Annotated in this window: 19 protein-coding genes and 1 pseudogene; 6 read left to right on the top strand and 14 right to left on the bottom strand. The window is 72.8% G+C overall.

What is annotated here, in order from left to right; translation table 11 throughout:
* Positions 1 to 41: 41 nt before the first annotated feature.
* From ABEB00_RS19510 to ABEB00_RS19555, 10 genes and pseudogenes are all read right to left on the bottom strand, one after another.
* A complete protein-coding gene (locus ABEB00_RS19510) occupies positions 42 to 449 on the bottom strand; it encodes a cytidine deaminase (protein WP_345621137.1) in 408 nt (135 codons plus the stop codon).
* The gene (locus tag ABEB00_RS19515) at positions 446 to 1,711 is read right to left on the bottom strand and encodes an ABC transporter permease (RefSeq protein ID WP_345621139.1); all 1,266 of its coding nucleotides are present in this window, start codon (positions 1,709 to 1,711) and stop codon (positions 446 to 448) included. Before ABEB00_RS19515 ends, ABEB00_RS19510 begins: the two co-directional genes overlap by 4 nt.
* Positions 1,708 to 2,832 carry an ABC transporter permease gene (locus ABEB00_RS19520; protein WP_345621140.1) on the bottom strand — a complete coding sequence of 375 codons (1,125 nt, stop codon included), beginning with the start codon at positions 2,830 to 2,832 and terminating at the stop codon, positions 1,708 to 1,710. Before ABEB00_RS19520 ends, ABEB00_RS19515 begins: the two co-directional genes overlap by 4 nt.
* Entirely contained in the window at positions 2,832 to 4,433 is a 1,602-nt protein-coding gene (locus ABEB00_RS19525) for an ABC transporter ATP-binding protein (protein ID WP_345621182.1), read from the bottom strand. The genes ABEB00_RS19520 and ABEB00_RS19525 overlap by 1 nt, the downstream gene beginning before the upstream one ends.
* A 164-nt stretch (positions 4,434 to 4,597) precedes the next feature.
* Positions 4,598 to 5,647 carry a BMP family lipoprotein gene (locus ABEB00_RS19530; protein ID WP_345621141.1) on the bottom strand — a complete coding sequence of 350 codons (1,050 nt, stop codon included), beginning with the start codon at positions 5,645 to 5,647 and terminating at the stop codon, positions 4,598 to 4,600.
* Between the two features lie 265 nt (positions 5,648 to 5,912).
* The gene (locus tag ABEB00_RS19535; protein WP_345621142.1) at positions 5,913 to 6,977 is read right to left on the bottom strand and encodes a BMP family lipoprotein; all 1,065 of its coding nucleotides are present in this window, start codon (positions 6,975 to 6,977) and stop codon (positions 5,913 to 5,915) included.
* A 254-nt stretch (positions 6,978 to 7,231) separates the two neighbouring features.
* Positions 7,232 to 7,492, bottom strand: a pseudogene (locus ABEB00_RS19540) (integrase core domain-containing protein); the annotation flags it as partial.
* 196 nt (positions 7,493 to 7,688) lie between these two features.
* Positions 7,689 to 8,933, bottom strand: a complete 1,245-nt coding sequence (locus ABEB00_RS19545; protein WP_345621184.1) for a M20 family metallopeptidase — start codon at positions 8,931 to 8,933, stop codon at positions 7,689 to 7,691.
* A gap of 317 nt (positions 8,934 to 9,250) precedes the next feature.
* Positions 9,251 to 11,008, bottom strand: coding sequence for an adenine deaminase C-terminal domain-containing protein (locus ABEB00_RS19550; RefSeq protein WP_345621144.1), 1,758 nt, complete (start codon positions 11,006 to 11,008; stop codon positions 9,251 to 9,253).
* Positions 11,005 to 12,444 (bottom strand): NCS2 family permease, encoded by a 1,440-nt coding sequence (locus tag ABEB00_RS19555; RefSeq protein WP_345621145.1) that lies wholly within the window; start codon positions 12,442 to 12,444, stop codon positions 11,005 to 11,007. Before ABEB00_RS19555 ends, ABEB00_RS19550 begins: the two co-directional genes overlap by 4 nt.
* 171 nt (positions 12,445 to 12,615) lie before the next feature.
* On the opposite strand from ABEB00_RS19555, the gene ABEB00_RS19560 reads away from it, so the two are divergent.
* From ABEB00_RS19560 to ABEB00_RS19575, 4 genes are all read left to right on the top strand, one after another.
* Positions 12,616 to 13,611 (top strand): LacI family DNA-binding transcriptional regulator, encoded by a 996-nt coding sequence (locus ABEB00_RS19560; RefSeq protein WP_345621146.1) that lies wholly within the window; start codon positions 12,616 to 12,618, stop codon positions 13,609 to 13,611.
* 316 nt (positions 13,612 to 13,927) lie between these two features.
* Complete coding sequence (locus ABEB00_RS19565) at positions 13,928 to 15,604, top strand: hypothetical protein (protein ID WP_345621147.1); 1,677 nt, start codon at positions 13,928 to 13,930, stop codon at positions 15,602 to 15,604.
* On the top strand, positions 15,601 to 15,984 hold the full coding sequence (locus ABEB00_RS19570) for a hypothetical protein (protein ID WP_345621148.1): 384 nt from the start codon (positions 15,601 to 15,603) through the stop codon (positions 15,982 to 15,984). The genes ABEB00_RS19565 and ABEB00_RS19570 overlap by 4 nt, the downstream gene beginning before the upstream one ends.
* Positions 15,985 to 16,006: 22 nt before the next feature.
* Complete coding sequence (locus ABEB00_RS19575) at positions 16,007 to 17,017, top strand: hypothetical protein (RefSeq protein WP_345621149.1); 1,011 nt, start codon at positions 16,007 to 16,009, stop codon at positions 17,015 to 17,017.
* Between the two features lie 13 nt (positions 17,018 to 17,030).
* On the opposite strand, the gene ABEB00_RS19580 is transcribed toward ABEB00_RS19575, so the two are convergent.
* The 4 genes from ABEB00_RS19580 to ABEB00_RS19595 all read right to left on the bottom strand — a co-directional run bounded on the left by ABEB00_RS19580 (position 17,031) and on the right by ABEB00_RS19595 (position 21,834).
* Positions 17,031 to 18,098 (bottom strand): hypothetical protein, encoded by a 1,068-nt coding sequence (locus tag ABEB00_RS19580; RefSeq protein ID WP_345621150.1) that lies wholly within the window; start codon positions 18,096 to 18,098, stop codon positions 17,031 to 17,033.
* A gap of 67 nt (positions 18,099 to 18,165) precedes the next feature.
* Positions 18,166 to 19,104 (bottom strand): N-acetylneuraminate synthase family protein, encoded by a 939-nt coding sequence (locus tag ABEB00_RS19585; protein ID WP_345621151.1) that lies wholly within the window; start codon positions 19,102 to 19,104, stop codon positions 18,166 to 18,168.
* A 13-nt stretch (positions 19,105 to 19,117) separates the two neighbouring features.
* Positions 19,118 to 20,377 carry a cytidylyltransferase domain-containing protein gene (locus ABEB00_RS19590; RefSeq protein WP_345621185.1) on the bottom strand — a complete coding sequence of 420 codons (1,260 nt, stop codon included), beginning with the start codon at positions 20,375 to 20,377 and terminating at the stop codon, positions 19,118 to 19,120.
* 131 nt (positions 20,378 to 20,508) lie between these two features.
* Entirely contained in the window at positions 20,509 to 21,834 is a 1,326-nt protein-coding gene (locus ABEB00_RS19595; RefSeq protein WP_345621152.1) for a DUF6716 putative glycosyltransferase, read from the bottom strand.
* 198 nt (positions 21,835 to 22,032) lie between these two features.
* Between ABEB00_RS19595 and ABEB00_RS19600 the strand changes: the two genes are divergently transcribed.
* A complete protein-coding gene (locus ABEB00_RS19600; protein ID WP_345621153.1) occupies positions 22,033 to 23,013 on the top strand; it encodes a glycosyltransferase family 2 protein in 981 nt (326 codons plus the stop codon).
* Positions 23,010 to 24,347, top strand: a complete 1,338-nt coding sequence (locus ABEB00_RS19605) for a polysialyltransferase family glycosyltransferase (protein WP_345621154.1) — start codon at positions 23,010 to 23,012, stop codon at positions 24,345 to 24,347. Before ABEB00_RS19600 ends, ABEB00_RS19605 begins: the two co-directional genes overlap by 4 nt.
* Positions 24,348 to 24,396 lie beyond the last annotated feature (49 nt).

Below are 24,396 nucleotides of genomic sequence, written 5' to 3' on the forward strand. Positions count from 1 at the left end.
GGCCATGGCCGGCGTTCCCTTCCGGGTTGCTTGGTCCGGTGCTACTTGGTGAGGTGGTCGGGGCCGAAGGCCTGGGGGAGCATGTCGGACAGCGGCAGGTCGCCCGCGGGGGTGCGCAGCAGCAGGTCGGGGCCGCCGAACTCGTAGAGGAGCTGGCGGCAGCGGCCGCAGGGGACGAGCACCTCGCCGCGGCCGTCCACACAGACGAAGTGGGTGAGCCGGCCGCCGCCGGTCACCTGCAACTGGGAGACCAGTCCGCACTCGGCGCACAGGCCGATGCCGTAGCTGGCGTTCTCCACGTTGCAGCCGGTGACCGTGCGGCCGTCGTCGACGAGGGCGGCGGCGCCGACCGGGTATCCCGAGTAGGGGGCGTACGCCCGGGACATGGCGTCCCGGGCGGACGTGAGCAGCGCCTCCCAGTCGAGCGCGGCGGTGTCGGGCGCGGTCACTTGCCCTGTCCCTTGCGGTACGGCATGCCGTCCGCCTTCGGCATCCGCAGGCGCTGCGCGGACAGGGCGAGGACGACGAGGGTGACGACGTAGGGCGTGGCCGAGACGACCTGGTTGGGGACCTCGTCGGTGCCGGCGTACCAGGCGAAGACGAGGGCGCCGACGACCAGGGTGATCGCGGCCTTGACGTACTTCCTTCGGACCACCAGCCAGATCGCGCCCGCGAGCAGCAGGAGCGCGCCGAGCAGCAGCAGGGCGTGCACGTTGGCGGAGCCGCCGCGCAGGTTGAGGCTGTCGGTGTAGCCGAAGAGGCCGGCGCCGATGGCGAGGCCGCCCGGCATCCAGTTGCCGAAGATCATCGCCGCGAGGCCGATGTAGCCGCGGCCGCTGGTCTGGCCCTCCAGGTAGAAGGGGTTGGCGACCAGGGAGAGGAAGACACCGCCGAGGCCGGCCAGACCGCCGGAGATGATCACGGCGAGGTACTTGTACTTGTAGACGTTGACGCCGAGGGACTCGGCGGCGACCGGGTTCTCGCCGCAGGAGCGCAGGCGCAGGCCGAAGGGCGTGCGCCACAGGATCCACCAGGTGGCGGGGATCAGGGCGACGGCGATCAGGGTCAGCCAGGAGACGTCGGTGACCAGGCCGCCGAGCAGGCCGGCGAGGTCCGAGACCAGGAACCAGCCGTGCTCGTTGAGCGACTTCAGCCCGTCCGAGAGGCCGGGGATGGTGAAGTGGCCGAGGGAGTCGACCGGCGGGGACTGCTTGGCGGAGCCGCCCGGGTGGCCCTCGAAGGCGAGCGGGGCGAGGTAGCGGGTGGCGCCGAGGGCGAGGATGTTGATGGCCACACCGGAGACGATGTGGTTGACGTTGAAGGTGATCGTGACGATCGCGTGCAGCAGGCCGCCGAGGGCGCCGCCGATGATGCCGACCAGGACGCCGGTCCAGGGGCCCCACTGGAAGCCGGCCCAGGCGCCGAACCAGGTGCCGAGGATCATCATGCCTTCGAGGCCGATGTTGACGACGCCCGCCCGCTCGGCCCACAGTCCGCCGAGGCCCGCGAGGCCGATGGGCACGGCGAGCTGGAGGGCGGTGGACATCTGGCTGACGTTGGTGATGCCGTCGGCGCCGGTGATGATGCGGACCAGCGAGGTCAGCGCCAGGGCGCCGGCGATGACCAGCAGGAGCACGGGCAGCGAGAGGCGGCGGCCGGTGGGCGCGGCGGGCTGCAGCGTGGGCTGGTTGAGGTCGGTCACGGTGGTCATCGGCCGGCCACCTCCTTCGTGGAGTTGTCGGTGGCGCCCAGGACGTGACCGGCGGCCAGCTCCGCGCCGACCCGGCGCTGCTGGCGGCGCAGGCCCCATTCGCGGACGGCCTCGTAGGAGACGACGACCGAGAGCACGATCAGGCCCTGCATGATGACGGCGATCTCCTTGTCGTAGCCGTGGAAGTCCAGCTCGGGGCTGGCCTTGTCGAGCCACGCCCAGAGCAGGGCGGCGAAGGCGATGCCGACCGGGCTGTTACGGCCGAGGAGGGCGATGCCGATGCCGAGGAAGCCGATGCCGGTGGGGAAGTTGAGGCTGTAGGTGTGGGTGTCGCCGAGCAGGATCGGCAGGCCCGCGAGGCCGGCCAGGCCGCCGGAGATCAGCATGGCGGTGAGGACCATGCGCTTGGGGTTGACGCCGCTGGCCGCGGCGGCCGACTCGGAGGCGCCGGAGGCGCGCAGGTCGAAGCCGAAGCGGGTGCGGTTGAGGACGACCCAGTAGCCGATGCCGAGCAGGACGGCGAGGAAGACCAGGCCGTAGACCTCGCCGGCCGCGCCCATGTCGAGGCCGGGGATCAGGCCGGAGTCGTGCATCTCGCCGGTGGTGTTGTTGTTGCCGATCTTGACGCCGAAGACGTCGGGCAGCCACAGGTAGCCGATGACGGAGGTGGCGATGGCGTTGAGCATGATCGTCGCGACCACCTCGCTGACGCCCCGGGTGACCTTGAGGACACCGGCGATGCCGGACCAGAAGGCGCCGGTGCAGACGGCGGTGAGCAGGAGCAGCGGGACCTGGAGGACGGCCGGCAGGTTCGCGTGGGCGCCGACGATCGCGGTCATCATGGCGGCGAGCTGGTACTGGCCGTCGACGCCGATGTTGAACAGGTTCATCCGGAAGCCGATGGCGACCGCGAGGGCGGCGATGTAGTACATCGACGCCTGGTTGACGATCAGGACCTGGATGTCGGAGAACCCGGCCTGCTCGAACATCAGGGCGAACGGCTCGACGGGGTTCTTGCCCGAGGCGATCAGGACGATCGCGCTGAGCACGAAGGCCACGGCGAGCGCGATGACCGGCCCGGCCACCGCGAGGAGCACGCGCTCCTTGTCGAACTTCTTCATCAGCGGGCCTCGTCTTCCGTACCCGGGCCGTCAGCGGGGGTCTCTTCGTGCTCCAGGTGGCCGGTGGCGGCGCCGGTCATCGCGGTGCCCAGCTCCTCGGGGGTGACGGCGGCCGGGTCGGCGTCCGCGACCAGCTTTCCGTCGTAGATCACGCGCAGGGTGTCGGAGAGGCCGATCAGCTCGTCCAGGTCGGCGGAGATCAGCAGCACCGCCAGGCCCTCGCGGCGGGCCTCGCGGATGTGGTCCCAGATGGCGGCCTGCGCGCCGACGTCCACACCGCGGGTGGGGTGGGCGGCGATCAGGAAGCGCGGCCGGTGGCTCATCTCGCGGCCGACGATCAGCTTCTGCTGGTTGCCGCCGGACAGGGAGGCGGCGGTGACGTCGATGCCGGGGGTGCGGACGTCGTACTTCGCCACGATCCGGCGGGTGTCCTCCTGGGCGGCCTTGGGGGCCAGCCAGACGCCCTTGGCGTTGGGCTGCTCGGTGACGTGGCCGAGGATGCGGTTCTCCCAGAGGGGTGCCTCCAGGAGCAGGCCGTGGCGGTGGCGGTCCTCGGGGATGTGGCCGACGCCCCGCTCGCGGCGCCTGCGGGTGGTCCAGCCGGTGATCTCCTCCTCGGCGAGGCGGATCGTGCCGGAGTCGGGGGCGCGCAGGCCGATGAGCGCGTCGACCAGTTCGGTCTGGCCGTTGCCCTCCACGCCCGCGATGCCGAGGATCTCGCCCGCGTGGATGGTGAACGTGACGTCGTCCAGGAGGGCCTTGCCGCCGGGGGCCGCCAGGCGCAGCTTCTCCACCGTGACGACCGGGCGGTCGGTGACCGTGGACTCGGCCGTCTCCGGGGTGGGCAGTTCGCTGCCGACCATCATCTCGGCGAGCTGGCGCGGGCTCGTCTCGGACGGGACGGCCGTGCCCACCGTCGTCCCGCGCCGGATGACGGTGATGTCGTCCGCGACGGAGAGGACCTCGCCGAGCTTGTGGGAGATGAAGATGACGGAGAGGCCCTCGGACTTCAGCTCGCGCAGGTTGTCGAAGAGCGCGTCGACCTCCTGCGGGACCAGGACGGCCGTCGGCTCGTCCAGGATGAGGGTGCGGGCGCCGCGGTAGAGGACCTTGAGGATCTCCACGCGCTGACGGGCGGCGACGCCGAGTTCCTCGACCAGCAGGTCGGGGCGGACGTCGAGGCCGTAGCGCTCGGAGATCTCCTTGATCCGGCGGCGGGCCCGGCCGCCGATGCCGTACAGCTTCTCGCTGCCGAGGACCACGTTCTCCAGGACCGTGAGGTTGTCGGCGAGCATGAAGTGCTGGTGGACCATGCCGATGCCGCGGCCGATGGCGTCGGCCGGCGAGGAGAAGGCCACCTGCTCGCCGTCGACCGCGATGGTGCCCTCGTCCGGCTTCTGCATGCCGTAGAGGATCTTCATCAGCGTCGACTTGCCGGCGCCGTTCTCCCCGACCAGGGCGTGCACGGTGCCCCGGCGGACGGTGAGGTGGATGTCGTGGTTGGCGACGACTCCGGGGAAACGCTTGGTGATGCCGGCGAGTTCGACGGCGGTCGCCTGACCACCCGCCGCTCCGGCCGGAGGGCTGCTGGACGCGTTGATGGCGCACGCTCCTGGGGACGGGGGTCGTCTACGCGCGTAGCGCCCCTACGGCATGGGAAGCGGTGGCGTACCTGCTCCGGCGGGGTACGGGGAGGCGTCCTCCCCGTACCCCGCCGAACGGTGGCGCGACCGCGTTGGCACGCGGATCGGCTGGTGCTGCTCGGTCAGTCGCTCTTGACCTTGATGTCGCCGCTGACGATCTTCTCCTTGGCCGTCTTGATGGCTTCCTGGAGGGCTGCGTCGTCCGCGAACTTCGGGTTCGAGTCCGACAGGCTGACCTCGCCGCTCTTCAGATCGCCCCGAACGATACCGGTCTCGGGCTTGCCGTCCTCGACCGACTTCGCGAGCGTGTAGACCGACTTGGCCACACCCTTCATCGCCGAGGTGAGGATCGAGTCCTTGTACTTGGCGAGGGCGGCCTGCTGGTACTGGTCGGAGTCGACGCCGATCGCCCACACCTTGTTGGCGGCGGCGGCCTCGATGACGCCCTGACCGGAGAGACCGGCGGCCGCGTAGACGACGTCGGCCTTCTTCTCGATCTGGCCCTCGGCGGCCGTCTTGCCCTTGTCGGGGCTGGCGAAGCCGCCTTCCTCGGCGGTCTGCGTCAGGTACTGGGAGAGGACCTTGACCTTGGGGTTCGTGTCCTTGGCGCCCTGCTCGAAACCGGCCTGGAACTTGTGGATCAGCGGGACGTCCACGCCGCCCACGAAGCCGATCACGTCGGTCTTGGTGCTCTTGGCGGCGGCGACACCGGCCAGGTAGGACGCCTCCTCCTCGGAGAAGACCAGGTCGGCGACGTTCTTCGCCTCGATCGTGGAGTCGTCCACGATGCCGAAGGTGGTGTCGGGGTACTTCGCCGCGGCGCCCTTGATGGCGGCGGCGTACGCGTAGCCGATGCCGATCACGGGGTTGTGGCCCTGCTTGGCCAGGGACTCCAGGCGCTGCTGCTTGTCGGCGTCGGTCTCGCCCTCGGTCGGCTCGACGTCGGCCGTCTCGTAGCCGAACTCCTTCTTCGCCTGCTCCAGGCCGGCGAAGGCGGCGTCGTTGAAGGACTGGTCGCCCTTGCCACCGACGTCGTAGGCGATGGCGAGGCCCTTGGCGTCCTTGGACTCCGAGGAGCCGGAGGAGGTCGAGGTACCACCGCAGGCGGCGAGGGCGAGGGCCAGGGACGCGGTCGCTGCGCCTGCGACCGTGATCCGGGAAATCCGGCGCATGTGTGGTGCTCCTGTCGTACAAGCGCCGGACGGGGGTTCGGCTACGGCGCTGGCTTCGCCGCAGATTAACGCGCGTAGACCTGCCTGAAAACCCCTTCTGTCCTTCTTGTTATCCGCCCGTGCCCAACGTGGCGCCGCAGGTGTGCGCAACCCTTGCCGGTTGCGAACGGAGGGTGGCGGTGAGTGACGCGCGTACGGCGTTTCGAGGGTACGCCGCGGCGGGCGGGAGCCGGTGGCGCCCGCCCGCCGCGGTGAGTCGTTACGGCTACTCCGTCCGGACCTTGATGGAGCCGGAGACGATGCCCTCCTTGGCCTTGGCCACGGCGTCGGTCACGCCCGGGACCTCGGCGAACTTCGGGTTGCTGGCCGCCAGGCCGACCCCGTCCGACTTCAGGTCGAAGGTCTTGGTGCCGGTCAGCGGCTTGCCGCTCTCGACCGACTCGGCCAGCGCGAACACCGCGCCGTCGATGTCCTTCAGCGCCGAGGTGAGAATGGAGTCCTTGTACTTGGCGAGGGCTTCCTGCTCGTACTGGTCGGAGTCGACGCCGATCGCCCAGACCCCGGCCTCGGCGGCGGCCTCGATCACGCCCTGCCCGGAGAGGCCGGCCGCCTGGTAGACGACGTCGGCCTTCTTCTCGATCTGCCCTTCGGCGGCGGCCTTGCCCTTGTCCGGGCTGGAGAAGCCGCCCTCCTCGGCGGTCTGGGTCAGGTACTGCCCGATCACCTCGACGTCCGGGTCGGTGTCCTTGACGCCCTGCTCGTAACCCGCCTCGAACTTGTGGATCAGCGGGACGTCGACGCCGCCGACGAAGCCGACCGTCCTGGTCTTGGTGGCCTTGGCGGCGGCGACGCCGGCGAGGTAGGACGCCTCGTTCTCGGCGAAGACCAGGGAGGCGACGTTGTCGCCCTCGACCACGGAGTCCACGATGCCGAAGGTGGTCTTCGGGTACTTCGCGGCCACCGCCTCCATCGCGGGGCCGTAGGCGAAACCGACGCCGATCACCGGGTTGTAGCCCTGCTTGGCCAGCGAGGCGAGCCGCTGCTCCTTGTCGGCGTCGGTCTCGCCCTCGGTGGGCTCGATGTCGGCCGTCTCGTAGCCGTACTCCTTCTTCGCCTGCTCCAGGCCGGCGAAGGCGGCGTCGTTGAAGGACTGGTCGCCCCTGCCGCCGATGTCGTAGGCGAGGGCCAGACCCTTGGCGTCCTTGCTCCCGCCCCCGCCGCCGTCGCTGCCGCCACCGTCCTCGCTGCTGGTGCCGCCGCAGGCGGTGGCGGCGAGGGCGAGCGACGCGACCCCCACCGCGGCGCGGGTCAGTCTCGAAATCCGACGCATCCGAAGTTCCCCATTCTCCAACACCCCGCAGCGGGCGCTCGGTTCGGCGCACATTAACGCGCGTAGACACTCCTGGGAACGGGGTTCCTCGGCGCCGTTACCCATTCGTGCCGGGGGTTGGTTACGTGCTGGTGAACCAGTGGTTCGAAGGGGTGGAAAGGGGTGCGCGGGCCGGGGCGCGGACGTGCTCCGTTCACCTGGGCGTCCGGACGTCCGGGCCTGCCATCGAAGTACCCCGAGCCGGAAGCGAGCGCGGCCCCGCGTTCCCGCTCGGAGGTGTAGGCGCGCACGTAGGCCCACTCGCGGGCCAGTGTCCCGTTGCACCTCTCCACCTTCCCGTTTGTCCGTGGCGTGTACGGCCTGGTGCGCTTGTGCTTCGTTCCCGTCGCGACCGGGGCAGCGGCCCAGGCGCGAGAGCGGTAGCAGGAGCCGTTGTCGGTGTGGACGCGGCGGATCGGCGTGATGTCGTGGGCGGCGAAGAACGCGACGGAACGATGCCGGAACGCGGCTGCGGAAGAACCAATGTCATGAGACGGCACACCCAGGCCGCGAAGGCGCAACGGTTCCGCTGCCCGGGGAGGACCGGCTGAGGGCCATGGTCGGGGCGTGTCGGGCGTGGACCGGGCACAGGGGGCTGCGGCCGGTCGAGTGACCGCTGTCGGCAGAACAGCGGTCAGTGGTCCGGGCCGGCGGCTCGGGCTCTCGCCGGCGTCAGTGGGTGCCGGCGAGGGGCGCGTCGTCCAGGAGGGCTGCCGCGGTGAACATCTCCACGCCGACGGCGATGGCGTACTCGTCCACGTCGAAGTCGCCCTGGTGCAGGTCACGCACCGCGCGCTCGCCGGGTGGGCGGACGCCGAGGCGGGCCATCGCGCCGGGGACGCGCTCCAGGTACCAGGAGAAGTCCTCGCCGCCCAGGCTCTGCTCGGTGGCCTCCACCGAGTCCGTGCCGCGCCGCGCGATCATCGCGGTCTGGAGCAGTTCGACGCTGGTCACCTCGTTGACGACCGGCGGGACGCCCCGGACGTAGGTGATCTCGGACTTGGCGCGGTACAGGTTGGCGACCTCGTCGATGGCGGCGACCACCAGGTCGGGCGCCTGCCGCCAGGTGTCCAGGTTCAGGCAGCGCACGGTCCCGGACAGCTCGGCGTGCTGCGGGATGACGTTCGGGGCGTGCCCGGACTCGATGCGGCCCCAGGTCAGGGAGAGCCCGCTGCGACTGTCGACACGCCGGGCGAGGAGCGCGGGGGCGTCGGTGGCGACCCGGGCGGCGGCGGTGACCAGGTCGGTGGTCAGGTGGGGGCGGGCGGTGTGGCCGCCGGGGCCGTCCAGGGCGATCTCCAGCCGGTCGCAGGCGGAGGTGATGGGGCCCACCCGCAGTCCGATCCGCCCGGCGTCCACCCGGGGGTCGCAGTGCACGGCGAGGATGCGCCGCACCCCGTCCAGCGCCCCGCCCTCGATGGCGTCCTTGGCGCCGCCGGGCAGCACCTCCTCGGCGGGCTGGAAGACCAGCCGGACCGGGTGCGGCAGCAGCCCGCGCTCGTGCAGCGCGGCGAGGACCAGGCCGGCGCCGAGCACGACGGTGGTGTGCACGTCGTGGCCGCAGGCGTGGGCGCGGTCCGGCACGGTCGAGCGGTAGGCGCAGTCGTTCTTGGTGTCGGGGATGGGCAGGGCGTCGATGTCGGCCCGCAGGGCCAGCACGCCCTCGGCGGGCGGGCCCCCGGGGCCCACGCCGATGTCACAGAGGAGTCCGGTGCCCACGGGCAGTACGCGCGGGCGCAGCCCCGCCCGCTCCAGCCGCTCCTTGATCGCGGCCGTGGTGCGGAACTCCTGGTTGCCCAGTTCCGGGTGCATGTGCAGGTCGCGACGGAACGCGACGAGTTCGGCGTGCAGCGCCTCCGGCAGGGTGCCGGGCAGCGTCGCTTCCCCGGGGGCGGCGGCTTCGGACTCCAATGACATCAGTTGCTTCACCCTCTGAAGGGTAGGACGCCCGGGCGGTCAACTGCCCCGAGATCAACAAAACTTCAACCTCTCAGGGGACGAAAAACCGGCCGCCGGACGCATACGGGTCGTAACGGGTGGGTAGACTGCCCGATTCCGCATCGGGCGTGTCGGGCCCTCGTTCCGACCCGGCGCCCACCCGTCCCCACGCCTACCACGCCTCACGCCGCCTACGCGTTCACGCCCAGCAGACGGACACCGGACAGCGGCCGGGTACCGCCGGGCGGGCACCGGGCGGGCACCGGGCGGGCACCGGGCGGCCCGGGGTGCAGAGGTCAGCCCACCGTCCCCGCCACCGCCTCCCGTCGCGTCACGTCGATCAACGACCGGTCGGTGATCTTCAGCGCGGGCGACACCGCGAGGGTCAGGGTCGAGACGCTCATGAACGGGTTGAGGTGGTCCCAGCCCCACTCCTCCAGCGCGGCGCGGACGGTCCGGGCCTCGTGGGCGACCCGCTCGGCGGGGCCGGCCGACAGGACGCCGCCGACCGGCAGCGGCATCCGGGCCGCGACCGTCTCCCCCGCGCCGCCGCGCACCACGGCGACCCCGCCGCCGTCGGTGACGACCGTGGCGGCCGCGGCGGCCATCGCCGCGCGCGTCGTGCCGATCGTGAGCAGGTTGTGGCTGTCGTGGGCGTACGTCGTCGCCACCGCGCCCGCGCCCAGCTCGCGGCCGAGCAGGGGGGCGAAGACCACGCCGTCGCGGCCGTACCGGTTGCGGACGCGGACCAGGGTGGTCCGGCCCTCCCAGTCCACCTCGCCCCCGGAGACGGGGAGTGCGATCTCGGCGGCCTCGGTGTAGGTGTCACGCGGGTTGACCCGCATGGCGCGGAAGCGGTGGGTGCCGTCCGGCAGCTCCACCCGCCAGCGGAAACCGTCGGCGTCCTGCGGTTCGACGTCGACGCGGCCGGCCAGCCGGGAGCCGGTGTCCGGGTCCGTACCGGCGGCCCGCGGCGGTGCGACGGGGGCCCCGTCCCGGCCCACGACCCTGCCGCCGGCCAGCACCAGCGCCGGCTCGAAGGCGGCGAGCGGGCCGCGCAGCAGTACCAGGTCGGCGCGCTTGCCCGGCGAGACGACGCCCCGGTCGGGCAGCCGCAGCCGCTGGGCCGGGGTCCAGGTCAGTGCCCGCAGCACGACGTGCGGCGGGAAACCGGCCGCGACCGCGACGCGGGCGATGTGGTCCAGGTGGCCCTTGGCGACGATGTGGTCGGCGGCGAGGTCGTCCGTCACCAGGCAGAGCGGCGGGAGCTGCGGCAGGGCGAGCAGGGCGGCGGCCACCTCCGCGTCGAGGCACTTCTCCTGGAGCATCATCGTCATGCCCAGGCGGGCCTTCTCCAGGACCACCTCGGTGCGGTTCTTGGTGTGGTCGGAGTCGACGCCGGTGGCGAGGTAGGCGCTGAGTTCCGCGCCGGTCAGGTTGGGGCAGTGGCCGTCCAGGATCGTCCCGCGGGCGCGCGCCACGGCGGTGACCGCGGCCATCCGGGCGTCCCCGGCGACGACCGCCCGGTAGTCCATCACCTCGCCCAGCGCCACCACGCCCGGCCAGCCCAGCATCTCGTCGATGTCCTCGGCGGACAGGGCGGCGCCCGCGTGCTCCAGCCCCTCCAGCGCGGGCACACAGGACGGCACGCCCCAGAGCTGGGTCTGCGCGGTGCCGCGGCCGGCCTCGATCATCCAGCGCATGGCGTCCCGCCCGGCCACGTTGACGATCTCGTGCGGATCGGCGAGGACCGTGGTGGTGCCCCGGGCCAGCGTCACCTCGGCGAACTCCCGCGGGGTCAGGAACGCGCTCTCGATGTGCATGTGGGCGTCGACGAACCCGGGCACCACGAGGAGGCCGGTGGCGTCGTACTCCTCGCGCGCCTCGGCGGGGGTGCCGGGCGGCAGCACGGCGCTGATCGTCTCCCCCGTCACCAGCACGTCGGCGGCGAACTCCTCGCCGGTGAAGGTGGACACCACACGCCCCCCGCTGATCCGCAGGTCGTGCTGCTGCTCGCTCATCTGGTCGCGCTCCTTGGCGGCGGCGTACGTCACGGTACGAGGGTGTAGAAGTAGTAGCCGAGCGGGACCATCACGATCCACAGTGGCCAGGCCACCTCGCGGATCCGGCCGCTGACCGTCTTGACCAGCACATGGGCCGCGAGGCCGACCGCGATGCCGGTGCCGAAGTTGCCGAAGAACAGCGTGGTCGCCACGGTCAGGGCCGCGGGCACCGCGTCGGTCGGGTCCTTGAAGTCGACGTTCTTCAGCGCGCCGAGCATGTTGAGGCCGATGTAGATCAGCACCGGCGCGGTGGCCGCCGAGGGGATCAGCGTCGCGAACGGGGTGACCAGCAGGAGCAGGGCGAAGCCGCAGGCCGCCCAGACCGACGCCAGGCCGGTGCGGCCGCCGCTGTCCGCGCCCGCCGAGGACTCCAGGTAGGCCGTCATCGAGGGGGCGCCGACCGCCGCGCCGCCCATCACGGAGACGGAGTCGACGAGGAAGGGGCGGCGGGCGCCGGGGATGTTGCCGTCCTTGTCCAGCAGTCCGGCCCGGCCGGTGACGGCGAGCAGGGTGCCGGTCATGGAGAAGAACTCGGAGACGAAGAACGCGAAGATGTACGGGAAGTACTCGGGCTTGAGCGCGCCGAGGACGTCGATGTGGAAGAAGAGCGGGCCGGGTGAGTCGGGGGCCGCGAAGAGGCTGTCCGGGATCTCGGTGACGCCGAGCGGGATGCCGGCCAGCGTGACCGCCGCGATGGTGATCAGGAAGGCGCCGGGCACCTTGCGCGAGGCGAGCGCGGTGAGCACCAGGACGCCGCCCAGCGCGAGCAGCGCGGCGGGCTGCGAGAGGTCGCCGACGCCGAGCGCCGCCTTGTCCGCGTTGCCGACGACGAGGTCGGCGTCGCGGAAGCCGATCAGGGCGATGTAGAGGCCGAGGCCGCCGCTGACGGCGTACTTGAGGTTCATCGGCATCAGCCGGGTGACCAGGTCCCGGATACCGAACAGGGTGAGCAGCAGGAAGGCCACGCCGGACCAGAAGACCATGCCGAGCGCGGTGTCCCAGGGCACGTGGTCCTGGCCGACGATGGTGAAGGCGACGAGGGCGACGCCGCCGAGGCCGGGGGCGACGACGAACGGCAGGTTGGCGATCAGGCCCATGGCGAGGGTGGCCAGGGCGATCGCGATGATCACGGCGGTGGTGGCCGCGCCGTGCGGCACTCCGGCGTCGGCGAGCTGGCCGGGGACGACGACGACCGCGTAGGCGGCGGCCATGAACATCGAGGCGCCGGCCATCAGCTCGGTGCGGTGGGTGCTGCCGCGGCCACGGAGGCCGAACAGCCGCTCGATCGGTGACGAGGGCTGCGGCGGCGCCGGGGCGTCGGCCTGCTCGCCGGTCGGCGGGGCGGTACGGGACATGACGGTGACCTCGGCGGGGAGTTCGAGGGACGGGCAGGGCAGCCTGCGGCGTCGTCGGCGCGGGGCGGGCACGGGCTCGGGCGCGGTGGGGGCGGGGGTGCGCCTGGCCTGGAGACCGTCTCTGCAACCGGGTACTGAAACCGGTTGCAGAAACGGGTTGCAGGTATCATGACATGCCGTAATGCGAAAGTGAACAGAACCCGGTGATTTTCTCGGCGGGCAGGCCAGGCAGGGGACGGGGCGATGGCGACGCTGATGGACGTGGCACGGGCGGCGGGGGTGTCCAAGGCCACGGCCTCACGGGCGCTGCAACGCCCCGAGCTGGTCGCGGAGGCGACGCGGGAGCGGGTGCGGGACGCCGCCGAGCGCCTGGGCTTCCGGCCCAACGCCGCCGCCCGCGCCCTGACCACCGGCCGCACCGGCCTGATCGGTCTGATCGTGCCGACGCTCTCCAACCCGTTCTTCGCGCCGCTGGTGATGGGGGCGCAGCGGGCGGCGGAGGAGACCCACAGCCATCTGCTGCTGGCCGTCTCGGAGTACGACCCCGCGCGCGAGGCCGCGCTCGCCGACCGGCTCTCCGAGCAGGCCGACGGGCTGATCATGGTGACGCCGGTGGGGTCCGACACGGCGCTGCGCGAGCGGTTCCGCGCCCGTCCCCTGGTGCTCGTGGACCGCCAGGTGGGCCGGCTGCCCGCCGTGGTGGCCGACACCGCCTCCGGACTGGCCGAGCTGCTCGGCCATCTGCTGGAGCTGGGGCACCGCGAGATCGCCTACGTCTCCGGTCCGGCGGGCTCGTGGGCGGACCGGCAGCGGTGCGCGGTGCTGACCGAGCAGGCCGCGGCGGCCGGGGCCCGGCTGCGGGTGCGGGGTCCGCTGCCGCCGACCTTCGACGCGGGCATCGCGGTGGCCGGATCGATCCCGGCGCAGGCCACCGCCGTCCTCGCCTACAACAGCTACCTGGCGCTGGGCCTGCTGCACGGGCTGGGCGTGGCCGGCCGCCGGGTGCCCGAGGACGTCAGCCTGGCCGCCGCCGACGACCTGAGCACGCTCAGCGCGACGACCCCGCCGGTCACCGCGCTCGACGTACCGCTGGAGGAGGCCGGGGCGCTCGCCGTGACCCGGCTGCTCGACCTCCTGGCCGGCCGCCGTCGCACGGTCGCGACGCATCTGCCGGCCCGGCCGGTGCTGCGCGCGTCGACCGCGCCGCCGCGGGGCGGTGCCGCCGGGATACGTGCCTGAGGGCTCGGCGCGTGGCGGTGACGGTGGCGGTGACGGTGACGGCCCGGCCGAGGAACGGCGTGGGGGACGCGGGAGGCGCAGGGCGGCTACGACACCCGCTGCCGGGCGCCTCCCCCATCGGCGGCACGGATGCCGTATTCACCGGCTGCGGCCCGGCGGTGAACCCGCGGCCGTCTTAGGCTGATGGGTTCAGGGATGTTCCGTTCAGGGATCATCCCTGGCACCTCGGGGGAGACAGTTGAGCACTGTGCCGCAGCAGCCGTCGTGGGCCCCTTCGGGCCCACCGCCGGCCGTACCACCGACGCCCGATCCGTCCATGCCGCCCTACGCCAGTGAGGCCACCCGGCTGCTGTGCGCGGGCACCTACCTCGATCCCGTGTACCGGGACCGGGTCATCGAGGAACTCCACCTCAACAAGGAGCGCCTGGTGGCGCCCTCGCTCGGCTTCGACGCGGCCCGCGTGCTCGCGCACGCGCTGCGGGCCCGGCGCCTGGAGGTGGCCTGGGCCGCGGCGATCGTCGTGCTGTGCGTGGTCGGGCTGCCGCTGACCGACCGGGTGCTGGCCGGCTATCTGCTGCCGAGCCTGCTGCTCGCGGGGGGTGTCGCCGTCCGCGGGACGGAGGAACGTCCGCCGTTCGCCAGGCGGTTCGCGGCACTGCTGTTCCGCTGGTCCGGACGGGTCGTGTTCGCCGTCTTCTTCGCCGCCACGCTGCTCGTCGCGTTCTCCGGCACCGACGACGTGCGGACCACCTCGGACGGCGGGCCGGACGTCGAGGGTTTGATCCGGACCGCGCTGCCGGCCGCGTCGGCGCTGGCGGGCGGCGACGGCACCGTCACCGCGGGGCAGGCGTGGCTCGCGCTCGTGCTGTTCCTCGCCGTCGCGCTGTGCGCGGGCGCCCAGCGCAGCCAGTTCGCGCGGGCGCTGGCCGGCGAACTGTCGCCGCGGCGGTTCCCGGACGCCCTGAACGACGAGGCGGAACACGCGGCCGGCGAGCGCTTCCAGTACGTGCGGGACCGTATCCGGCGCGAACAGCACGAGCCGCTGATCATGTACCACGCGGCCCGGCCGTTCTGCGGGGCCGGCCGCGCCTACGACACCTGGGTCCTCGCCGTGGAGATGCGTCCCGCCGACGGGAGCCCCACCCGGCCGCTGAGCAACCGGACGGTCCTGGACACCGTACGACCGCTGCTCGAAGGGCTGCGGCTGTCCTCGGAGTACGCGGGCCACCCGGTGCGCGACCGGTTGCGCCGGCTGGAGATCGACGAGTGCGTGTTCCTCCCCGCCGAGGGGCTGAGCCGGCGCGCGGACGCCCCCTACGACCGGGACGCCTTCGAGACGCACCGGACCCACGCGGTGGAGGAGGGCGCCGAGAAGCGCCGCCACTTCCTGCGGGTGCGCGTCGGCGGCTGGGAGGAGGAACTGGTCGTCACCGTCTTCGTGCGCGTCCACACGCAGGGCCGCATGCTCATGCTGGAGATCGCGCCGCATGTGCTGATGCCGTTGCGGACGGAGTTCCAGGACGCCGACCGCACGGCCCACCGGTTCCGCACCAGCAACGTCCTGGGGAAGTTCACCTGGGCCGCCGCCCAGGTGCCGGTCTCCGCGGTGCGCTCCTTCGTCACCGTCTGCCAGGCGGTGGCGTACGCGTGGCAGTTGCTCACCGGTGGTTACGGCGACGCGCTGCCCGACGGGCCCGCGGTGTCGGTGCGTGAGCTGGGCGCGGCCGCGACCGGGTCGCTCTTCCAGCAGATGGACGTCGACCGCTATCTCCGCGGGGTGCAGGACCGCGTCACCCACGGGGTGCGCACCGCGCTGGCCGAACACGGCTATCAGACGGGCGAGTTCGTGCAGAAGGTCATCAACAACAGTCATATCGGCACCCAGATCGGCACGGTGACCGACAGCACCTTCGCGGTCGGCGCGCACGCGCGTGCCTCGTCGGCCGCGGCGGACGGCGGCGCCAAGTCGCCAGGAGGGACCTCGCGCTCATGAACTCGACGGACTCGGCGGACCAGGCGGACCCGGCGGGCGAGCCCGGCGTCCGGATCGGCGATGTCGCGCACAGCACGTTCGCCGTCGGCAGCCACGCCCGCGCCGAGAGCCACCACGGTACGGCCCCGGGAGGTGACGGGGCCGACGAGGAGCTGCTCGCGGCCGTCCGCGCCCTGCGCGCCGATCTCGTACGGGTCCGGCAGGACGAGGGGACGCGGCGGCTGGACGAGGCGCTGGCCGACACGGAGGAAGAGATCACCCGCACCGGCACCGCCGGTGGTCGGGGACGGCAGCGGCTGCGGGACCTGCTCACCGACTCGCAGGCGGTGCTGACCCTGTTCACGTCGGCCGCGGCGGTGGGCGGGCTGCTCGGAATGTGAACGCGGGACGGGGGCCGGGACGATGGACGAAGGACAGCACTACTGGAACGAGGAGACGCAGCGGTGGGAGAGCGGCGCCGAGGGCCCCCGGCCCGCGGTCCCGCCTCCGCCGCCCCGGCCGGAAGCGGAGTGGCCGACGCTCCCGGCGGGCCTCGCGCCGCCACCGGACGCGCCCCGGATCATGCCGCCGCCCGGCACCGAGCCCGGCTGGTCCGGCACGGAGCCCGGCTGGTCCGACCCGGCGTCCGGCACGGAGCCCGGCTGGTCCGACCCGCCGCCCGGCCGGGGCCGCCGTAAGCGGACGACGTGGGTCTCCCTGCTGATCGGGGCCGCCACGGCCGGGCTCCTGGCGAGCCTCACCGTGGCTCTGGTGGCCGACGACGGGGACGGTGACGGTGACGAGAGCGGTGGGCGGGGCCCCGGGGCGAGTGCCCCCGCGGCGACCTCGACCGGACCGTCCGCCGCCGGCCCCTCGCCCGCCCCCAGCGGTTACCCCGGCGTCTCCCCCGCCCCCGGCACGCCCTCGCCGGCCGGCACCGGGCCGGCCGCCGGTTACCTGTCCTTCGACGACCCGGAGGGGTTCCGGATCGCCGTGCCGCCGTACTGGGACCGGACCGCGCAGGACTCCGAGTACGGCATCGACGTGGTCGACTTCCGCAGTCCGGGGGGCGACCGGAAACTACAGGTGTTCGAGGTGGCGGAGTCCTCGCCGGACGAGTCGTTCCGGCTGCTGCTGTCCGACTCGGTTCCCAAGCCCGACGGCTTCGTCCAGCGGTCGCTGGAGAACCTGGACGACGGCCTCGGGTTCACCGGGACCATGCTGGAGTACACCGCCGACTCCCTCGCCGGCGAGGCGGAGATCGGCCGGTGGCACGTCTACGACCTGCGGTTCGTCGCCGCGGACGGCAACATCTACGCGCTGGCCGCGTACGGCCCCGACGCCGGCGGGGCGGACGGCTCGGACGACGAGCTGGCGCTGCTCGACGCGGCGTTCTCGTGGTTCTGTCCGCCCGGCACGACCTGTTCCGCGTAGGCCGGCGTCCGCCTCAGACCGCCGGCACCGCCAGCAGCCGTTCCACCCCTCGGGGCGCCGTGCCCGTCACGCCGTCCAGGAAGCCCTGGGCGCGGGGGGAGGCGCTCCGGGTGAGCCAGGCGGGGTCGATGTCGCAGACGGCGACGGTGACCCCGGTGCCGGCCAGGGCGAGCGGCAGGGTGTGGACGACCGTGGAGGGGAAGCTGAGGATGGTCCGGCCGACCGGGCCGCGGCGGGCGATCAGTTCCAGGGGGAGGTCGGGGCGGACGATCTCCAGGCCGGACTCGACGGCCAGCCGGTGGAGTTTCTCGGTGCTCTCGCGCCGGTGGGCGAAGTAGCGGGTGGCGCCGTGCGCCGCCGCCAGCCCGCGGACGGCCGCCACGTAGCGGTCGGCGTCCACGACGCCGGTCTCCACCAGGGAGGTGCCGACCATGTCGGCGCCCCTGGTGATGCGCGGCGGGCCGAACCGGGCGCGGGTCCAGGCGAAGTCGTGCGGTGTGACGGTGACGCCGTCCGGGACCTCGTCGAGCGGCATGACGGAGAAGATCTCCACCTGGCGGTCGGCGGCCGGGGTGAGCCGGCGCCGGGCCGAGGAGGAGACCGGGGCGAACACCAGGTCGCGCGGGCCGGGACGGCTGCCCTTGCGGTGCCAGCGCACCAGGCGCTCACCGCGGGCCAGTTGGGTGACGAACTCCATCGTGGCCGTGCCGTCGTCCACGACGACCAGCTCGCGGGCCCGGGTGATGGTGAGCAGCAGTTGCACGTAGCGGGAGAAGGGGTCGCCCATGACGATCCGCTCCGCCCGGCGCAGCAGGGCCGTCAGGCCCCCGACCGTGCGGAACGGGGCCATGGCCCCGCCCCGCGCCTCTTCCCAGCGGACCTCGTGACCGTCCTCGCGGGCCAGTTCCGCCATGCGGCGCAACTGGCCCCGGGTCATCGGGTCCAGGGGTGACAGCACGACGAGGGTGAGCCCCGTCCAGGGGGCGCGGGTGTGCGCCCACTCCAGCACGTTCAGGAGCTGTACCGGACTCTCGACGAAGGCGAGAGTGTGGGGGCCGGCATTCCCGGCACGGGGGCTCATCGGCGTACGACCGTCCCGTCGTAAGGGCATGGGTGTGAGGTGCGGGCGGGGTCGGGCGGGCGGGCGGTCAGACGGTGACGGGCTCGCCGGCCGCGGCGGCGATGTCCGCCTCGGCGACGACGCCGGTGACGCGGCGCAGCTTCTTCATCGGGCCCAGCTCCGACTCGTAGACCTTCTTGACGCCGTCACCGAGGGAGGCCTCGATGGTGCGGATGTCGCGGACCAGGCGGACCAGGCCCTGCGGCTCGACGGAGGCGGCCTGGTCGGAGCCCCACATGGCGCGGTCGAGGGTGATGTGGCGCTCGACGAAGGTGGCGCCGAGGGCGACGGCGGCCAGCGTGGTCTGCAGGCCCGTCTCGTGGCCGGAGTAGCCGATCGGGACGTTCGGGAACTCCTGCTGGAGGGTGTTGATGACGCGCAGGTTCAGCTCCTCGGCCTTGGCCGGGTAGGTGGACGTCGCGTGGCAGAGCAGGATGTTGTCCGAGCCGAGGACCTCGACCGCGTGGCGGATCTGCTTCGGGGTCGACATGCCGGTGGAGAGGATGACGGTGCGGCCGGTGGCGCGCAGGGCGCGCAGCAGCTCGTCGTCGGTGAGGGAGGCGGAGGCCACCTTGTGGGCGGGGACGTCGAACTTCTCCAGGAAGGCGACGGCCTCGGTGTCCCACGGGGAGGCGAACCAGTCGATGTTCTTGGTCTTGCAGTACTCGTCGATCTGGCGGTACTCGTCCTCGCCGAACTCCACGCGGTGGCGGTAGTCGATGTACGTCATCCGGCCCCAGGGGGTGTCGCGCTCGATGTCCCACTGGTCGCGGGGGGTGCAGATCTCGGGCGTGCGCTTCTGGAACTTGACGGCGTCACAGCCGGCCTCGGCGGCGGCGTCGATCAGCTTGAAGGCGTTGTCCAGCTCACCGTTGTGGTTGATGCCGATCTCGCCGGTGATGTAGACGGGGCGGCCGGGGCCGGCCTCGCGGTCGCCGAAGGAGCGGATGCGGGAGTTGCTGCTCATGGCTGGGGGTTCCTTACTTGGACTGGGTGAGCCGGGTGGGGGTCGCGGAGGAGTCGAGGGAGGGGCCGAGGAGCCAGCCGGCGATCTCGCGGATCGCGCCGTCGCCGCCGGGGACGGTGGTGACCGCGCGGGCGGCGCCGCGCACCACGTCGTGGGCGGAGGCGACCGCCACCGGCCAGCCGACGAGGGCGAAGCAGGGCAGGTCGTTGACGTCGTTGCCGACGTAGAGCACCCGCTCGGGGGCGATGCCCTGCTCCTCGCACCACTGTTTGAGGGCGAGGTCCTTGCGGTCGATGCCGTGCAGCACCGGGATCTGGAGCTTGCGGGCGCGGGCGGCGACGACCGGGTTGACCTCGGTGGAGAGGATCAGCAGCGGCAGGCCCGACCTGCGCAGGGCGCCGATGCCGAGTCCGTCGCCGCGGTGGACGGAGACGAACTCCCGTCCGTCCGTGTCGATCAGCACCCGGTCGTCGGTCTGGGTGCCGTCGAAGTCGAGGACGACCGCGTCGACGTCGGCGGCGGTCGGCAGCGCGCCGGGGCGGGCCGCGTCGAAGAGCGGGGCGAGCGCGCGGGCGCGGGCCAGGTCGTGCGGGTCGTCGATCTCCAGGACGCGTGCCGGGTCGGTGCGGACCAGTTCGGTGCGGCCGAAGAAGCGGTGCTGGTGGGTGCGGAAGCCGGGGGCGGCCATGGCGTAGGCGGCGCCGGTCTCCAGCAGGTCCTGGGGGCGGTCCTGGCGGCGCGGCCGGTAGGACTTGTCGTGGTTGACGCCGTGGCCGCCGGCCGCGCCGGCCGGGTCCTCGGCGTCGCGCCAGACGAAGCCGTGGAAGGGCGCCACGGTCACGGCGGTGTCGGCGCCGTCCTCGGCGACCGCGCCGGCCACCGCGTCGATGTCCTCGCGGACGATGAACGGGCTGGTGCACTGCACCAGCAGCACCACGTCCACGGGGGCGGCGTGCAGCGTCTCGTGGGCGTCCATGGCGTGCAGCACCGCGGCCTCGGAGGTGGCCGTGTCCCCGGCGATGGCGGCGGGCCGCAGCACGACCTCGGCGCCGGCCTGGCGGGCGGCGGTGGCGATGGCCTGGTCGTCGGTGGAGACGACGACGTCGGTCACCAGCCGGGTGGCGAGGCACTCGCGCACCGCGCGGACGACCAGCGGCACACCGCCCACCGGGGCGAGGTTCTTCGCGGGTACGCCCTTGGAGCCGCCGCGCGCGGGGATGACCGCGAGCACCCGGCGCGCGCCGGCGCCCTGTCCCGTCTTCGGGTCGGTCATGGGGAGGGCCTCTCCGTCGAGGTCGGTGAGCGAGGTGGTCGGGCGGGTCACGGTGGCCGGGCCGGCCGAGGTGACCGGGCTGGTCGGGTCGGCCGGGCTGGCCAGGTCGGCCGGACCGGCCGGGGGCGGCGTCACAGCTCCCCCATGCGCCGGATGACGGGCGCGACCCGCTGTACGCCGTGCCGGTAGGCGCCGCGCGCCGCGCGGCGCACGATCTGCCGGACCGCGCCGGGGTCCTTGTCGGCGGCGGGCGCGCCGGGCAGCGGGTGGCCGTCCGGGGCGAGGTGGTGCCGGGCGAGGATGCCGGGCAGGTAGCCGGGGGCGGTGACGGGCGTGTAGTACGGGGTCAGCGGGAGCCGTCCGCCGGGCCGGGCGAGCAGCTTGGCGACCCGCTCCCGGGCGGCGTCGAACGCGGTGGCGTACGCGCCTCCCCCGGCGGCGACGCCCTGCCGGGCCACCCAGTCCTCGTCGGGGACCGGCCGGTGGCCCTCGTCCAACTGGTCCCAGGAGGCGAGGCAGCCGGAGCCCACGAAGTGGTGGTTGCCGAGCGCCTCGCGGACCCCGAGGTCGGTGAGGACCACGGTCGGGATGCGGCGGTGCAGGGACTCCAGGGCGGCCGTCGAACTGATGGTGACCAGCAGGTCGGTGCGGTCCAGGACCTCGCCCATATGGCCGTAGACCAGGCGGAAGTTGGCCGGCGGGTCGGCCCGCTGGACCAGCTTCTGGTACGGCAGTTCCTCGATGTGCGTGGTGTGCTCGCCGGGCTTGGAGCGCAGCTTGAGCAGCACCTCGCGCTCGGGGTGTTTGCGGGCGTGCCGGATCAGCCGGTCCAGCAGGTACGTACGGTCCCGGCGGCTGTCCGGCACGGAGGGCTGGGCGGCGAAGACGACCGTGTAGGGGTCGTGCTCGCCGGTGTAGGGCGCGCCGCCGAGGAAGGGCAGCGCGACCTCGGTGACCGAGGCGGAGTCGGCGCCGACACCGTCGTACACGGCCCGGAAACGGTCCGCGTCCTGACGGGAGTTGGCGAGGACCAGGTCGGCGCCGTGGCGCAGCAGCAGGCCGTCGGCGAGCTTCTCGTAGACGACGCCGACGTAGCCGGTGACGACCACGGGGCGGTCGGCGCGGTCGGACCAGACCCGGCCCAGGCCGTGCAGCATCGCCTGGACTCCCCCGCCGACCAGGGCGAGGACCAGGATGTCGTACTCCTCGTCGCCCATGGCGCGCAGGAACTCGACGGCGGTCACCTCGTTCAGCGAGTCGGCGTGCACGCCGACCTCGCTCAACTGGCGGGCGGTCGGGGTGGCGCGTCCGCGCAGGAGGTAGCCGTCGAGGCGGATGTCCTGGTCACCGGTGTTTCGCGGCGCGATGCGCTGCGCGGTGAGCGCGCCCCATTTCCACCGGGTGTCGGAGTCCGCGAGAACCGCGACCCGCAGGGCTTTCGTTGCACTTGCTGGCACACCGAAGACGCTAGGAAGGCTTTCCTAGGAGCGGCCCAACCCCAACACAACAGATGGTTAACAGCACACCTCCGGACGGGGTGTTCGGCCACCTGTCGTTCGGAAACGCGTTCGCTTCACCGCTTCGCCACGCGTCGTTCACCCCGTATCAAGGTGCGGGTAAAGCCGAGGGCCGGGCCGCCGCCTAACGTCCCTCACGTGCTCAAGCTCTCCGTCATCGTGCCGTTCTACAACGTGCGGCAATACGTCCCCGACGCCCTGCGGAGTCTGCGCGCCAACGCGCGCGAGGACTTCGAATTCATTCTCGTCGACGACCGCTCCACCGACGGGACCGCGGACCTGCTGGCCCGCGCGGAACACGGCCTGCCGGGGGCGAGGCTGGTCAGACACGAGGAGAACGGCGGACTGGCGACCGCCCGGAACACCGGTATCGACGCGGCCCGCGGGCAGTACCTGACCTTCCTGGACGGCGACGACTGGCTGGCGCCCGGCTACTACGACCGGCTGGTCGCCACGATCGAGGAGCTGGGCTGCGACTTCGTCCGCACCGACCATGTGCAGTGCACGGCGCGGGCCCGCTCGGTGCACCGGGTGCCGCACGGCCGCCGGGGTGTGGTCATGAACCCGCGCGACGCGATCCTGCCCGCCCACCGCACCACCTCCGTCGACTACGCCTACGCCTGGGCCGGTGTCTACCACCGCCGGCTGATCGACCGCGGCCTGCTGCACTTCACCCACGGCCTGCGCACCGCCGAGGACCGGCCGTGGATCTGGAAGCTGCACCGGGAGGCGGAGTCCTTCGCGGTGACCAGCGCGCTCGGTGTCTTCTACCGGCGCGGGGTGGCCTCCTCGCTCACCCAGATCGGTGACGACCGGCAGCTCGACTTCATCCGCGCCTTCGACCAGGTGATCGAGGAGACCGCCGGTGACACCGACGCGGCCCTGCTGCTGCCGAAGGCGGTGCGCACCTACTGCGCGATCATCTCCCACCATCTCGGTTCCATCGAAAGGTTCGAGGCACCCGTGGCCAGGAAACTGAAGGCGATGAGCACCGCCGCGCTGCGGCGGATGCCGCAGGACGTGCTCGACGACGCGCTCGCGTCGATGGACGCCGAGCGCGCGGGCAAGCTGCGCCGGCTGCGCCGCCGTTCCGCCCCGGCCGCGGAGGTGGCGGCGTGACCACGCAGATCTTCATGGCGTCGACGCTGTACGGCACGGCGACGCTGGCCGCCGCCCTGGACGCGGGCTGCTTCGCCGCCGCCGACCGGCGCATCCTGCTGGTCTCCAACAACGCGACGACGCCGGAGACGACGCCGTCGGTGGATCAGATGCCGGGCTTCGAGAAGCTGCGCGCGCGCTTCGACGAGGTCGTCTCCTGGAACGAGGCGATCTTCCCGTTCCACCCGGGTGCCTGGGCGCCCCGCCCGGACGACATCCCGCTGTTCGAGCGGTATCTGCGGCTGGCCTGGAACCTGGGCGACGACGAGGTGCGGCTCGCCGTGGAGTCGATCCAGGTCAACCCGGCGCTCGGGGTGGCGCAGATCCTCACCGACGCGCCGGTCACCGTCTACGCGGACGGCCTGATGAGCTACGGCCCCACCCGCAACAAGATCGACCCGCTGGTCGGCACGCGCGTGGAGCGGCTGCTCCACCTGGACCTGGTGCCGGGGCTGCGGCCGATGCTGCTCACCGAGTTCGGCGTCCCCCCGGAGGTGGTGCCGACCGGCGCGTTCACCGAGGTGCTGGCCGAACTGGTCGGCACCGGCGCCGACCTGCCCCGGATCGAGGCGCCCGCGCTCCTGCTGGGCCAGTACCTCTCGGCGCTGAACATCCTCAGCGCCGAGCAGGAGGAGGCGCTGCACGTGCGGATGCTGAAGGGCGCGGTCGACCTCGGTCACACCCGCGTGGTCTTCAAGCCGCACCCCACCGCCCCCGCCCGCTTCACCCGCACCCTGGAGGAGGAGGCCGAGCGGCTCGGCGTGGACCTCACGGTCGTGGACACCCCCGTCCTCGCCGAGGTGCTGTACCAGCGGATGCGCCCGGCGCTGGTCGTCGGCTGCTTCTCCACCGCCCTGCTGACCGCCTCCGCGCTGTACGGCCTCCCGGTCGCCCGCGTCGGCACCGACACCCTCCTGGACCGGCTGACGCCGTTCGAGAACAGCAACCGCGTCCCCGTCACCATCGTCGACGCGGCCCTGCCGGACCTCGCCGACCGCGCGGCCGTCACCGAGGGGCGGCCGGGCATGAGCACCGGCGACCTCGCCGACCTGGTGCGCGCGGTGGGCTTCACGATGCAGCCGAAGATACTGCCGGAGCTGCGGCCGGAGGCGGAGACGTACCTGTCGACGCGGCTGGACGAGACCACCTGGCGCTACTTCAAGAAGAAGCGGCTGACCTCCCTGGGGCTGCCGGGCGGGGTCCCGGCCCAGCTCGGCTTCCTGCCGCGCAACGCCACCGTCCGGCGGGTCGCGCGCAAGGCGCGCAACCTGCAACGACGGGTGTCGGGCCGCTGACGCCGGCCGGGGGGGGCCGGCCGCGGGCGCGCCCCGGCCGGTGAACGTC

It is taken from the genome of Streptomyces ziwulingensis (genome assembly GCF_039542605.1).
Classification (GTDB): Bacteria; Actinomycetota; Actinomycetes; order Streptomycetales; family Streptomycetaceae; genus Streptomyces; species Streptomyces ziwulingensis.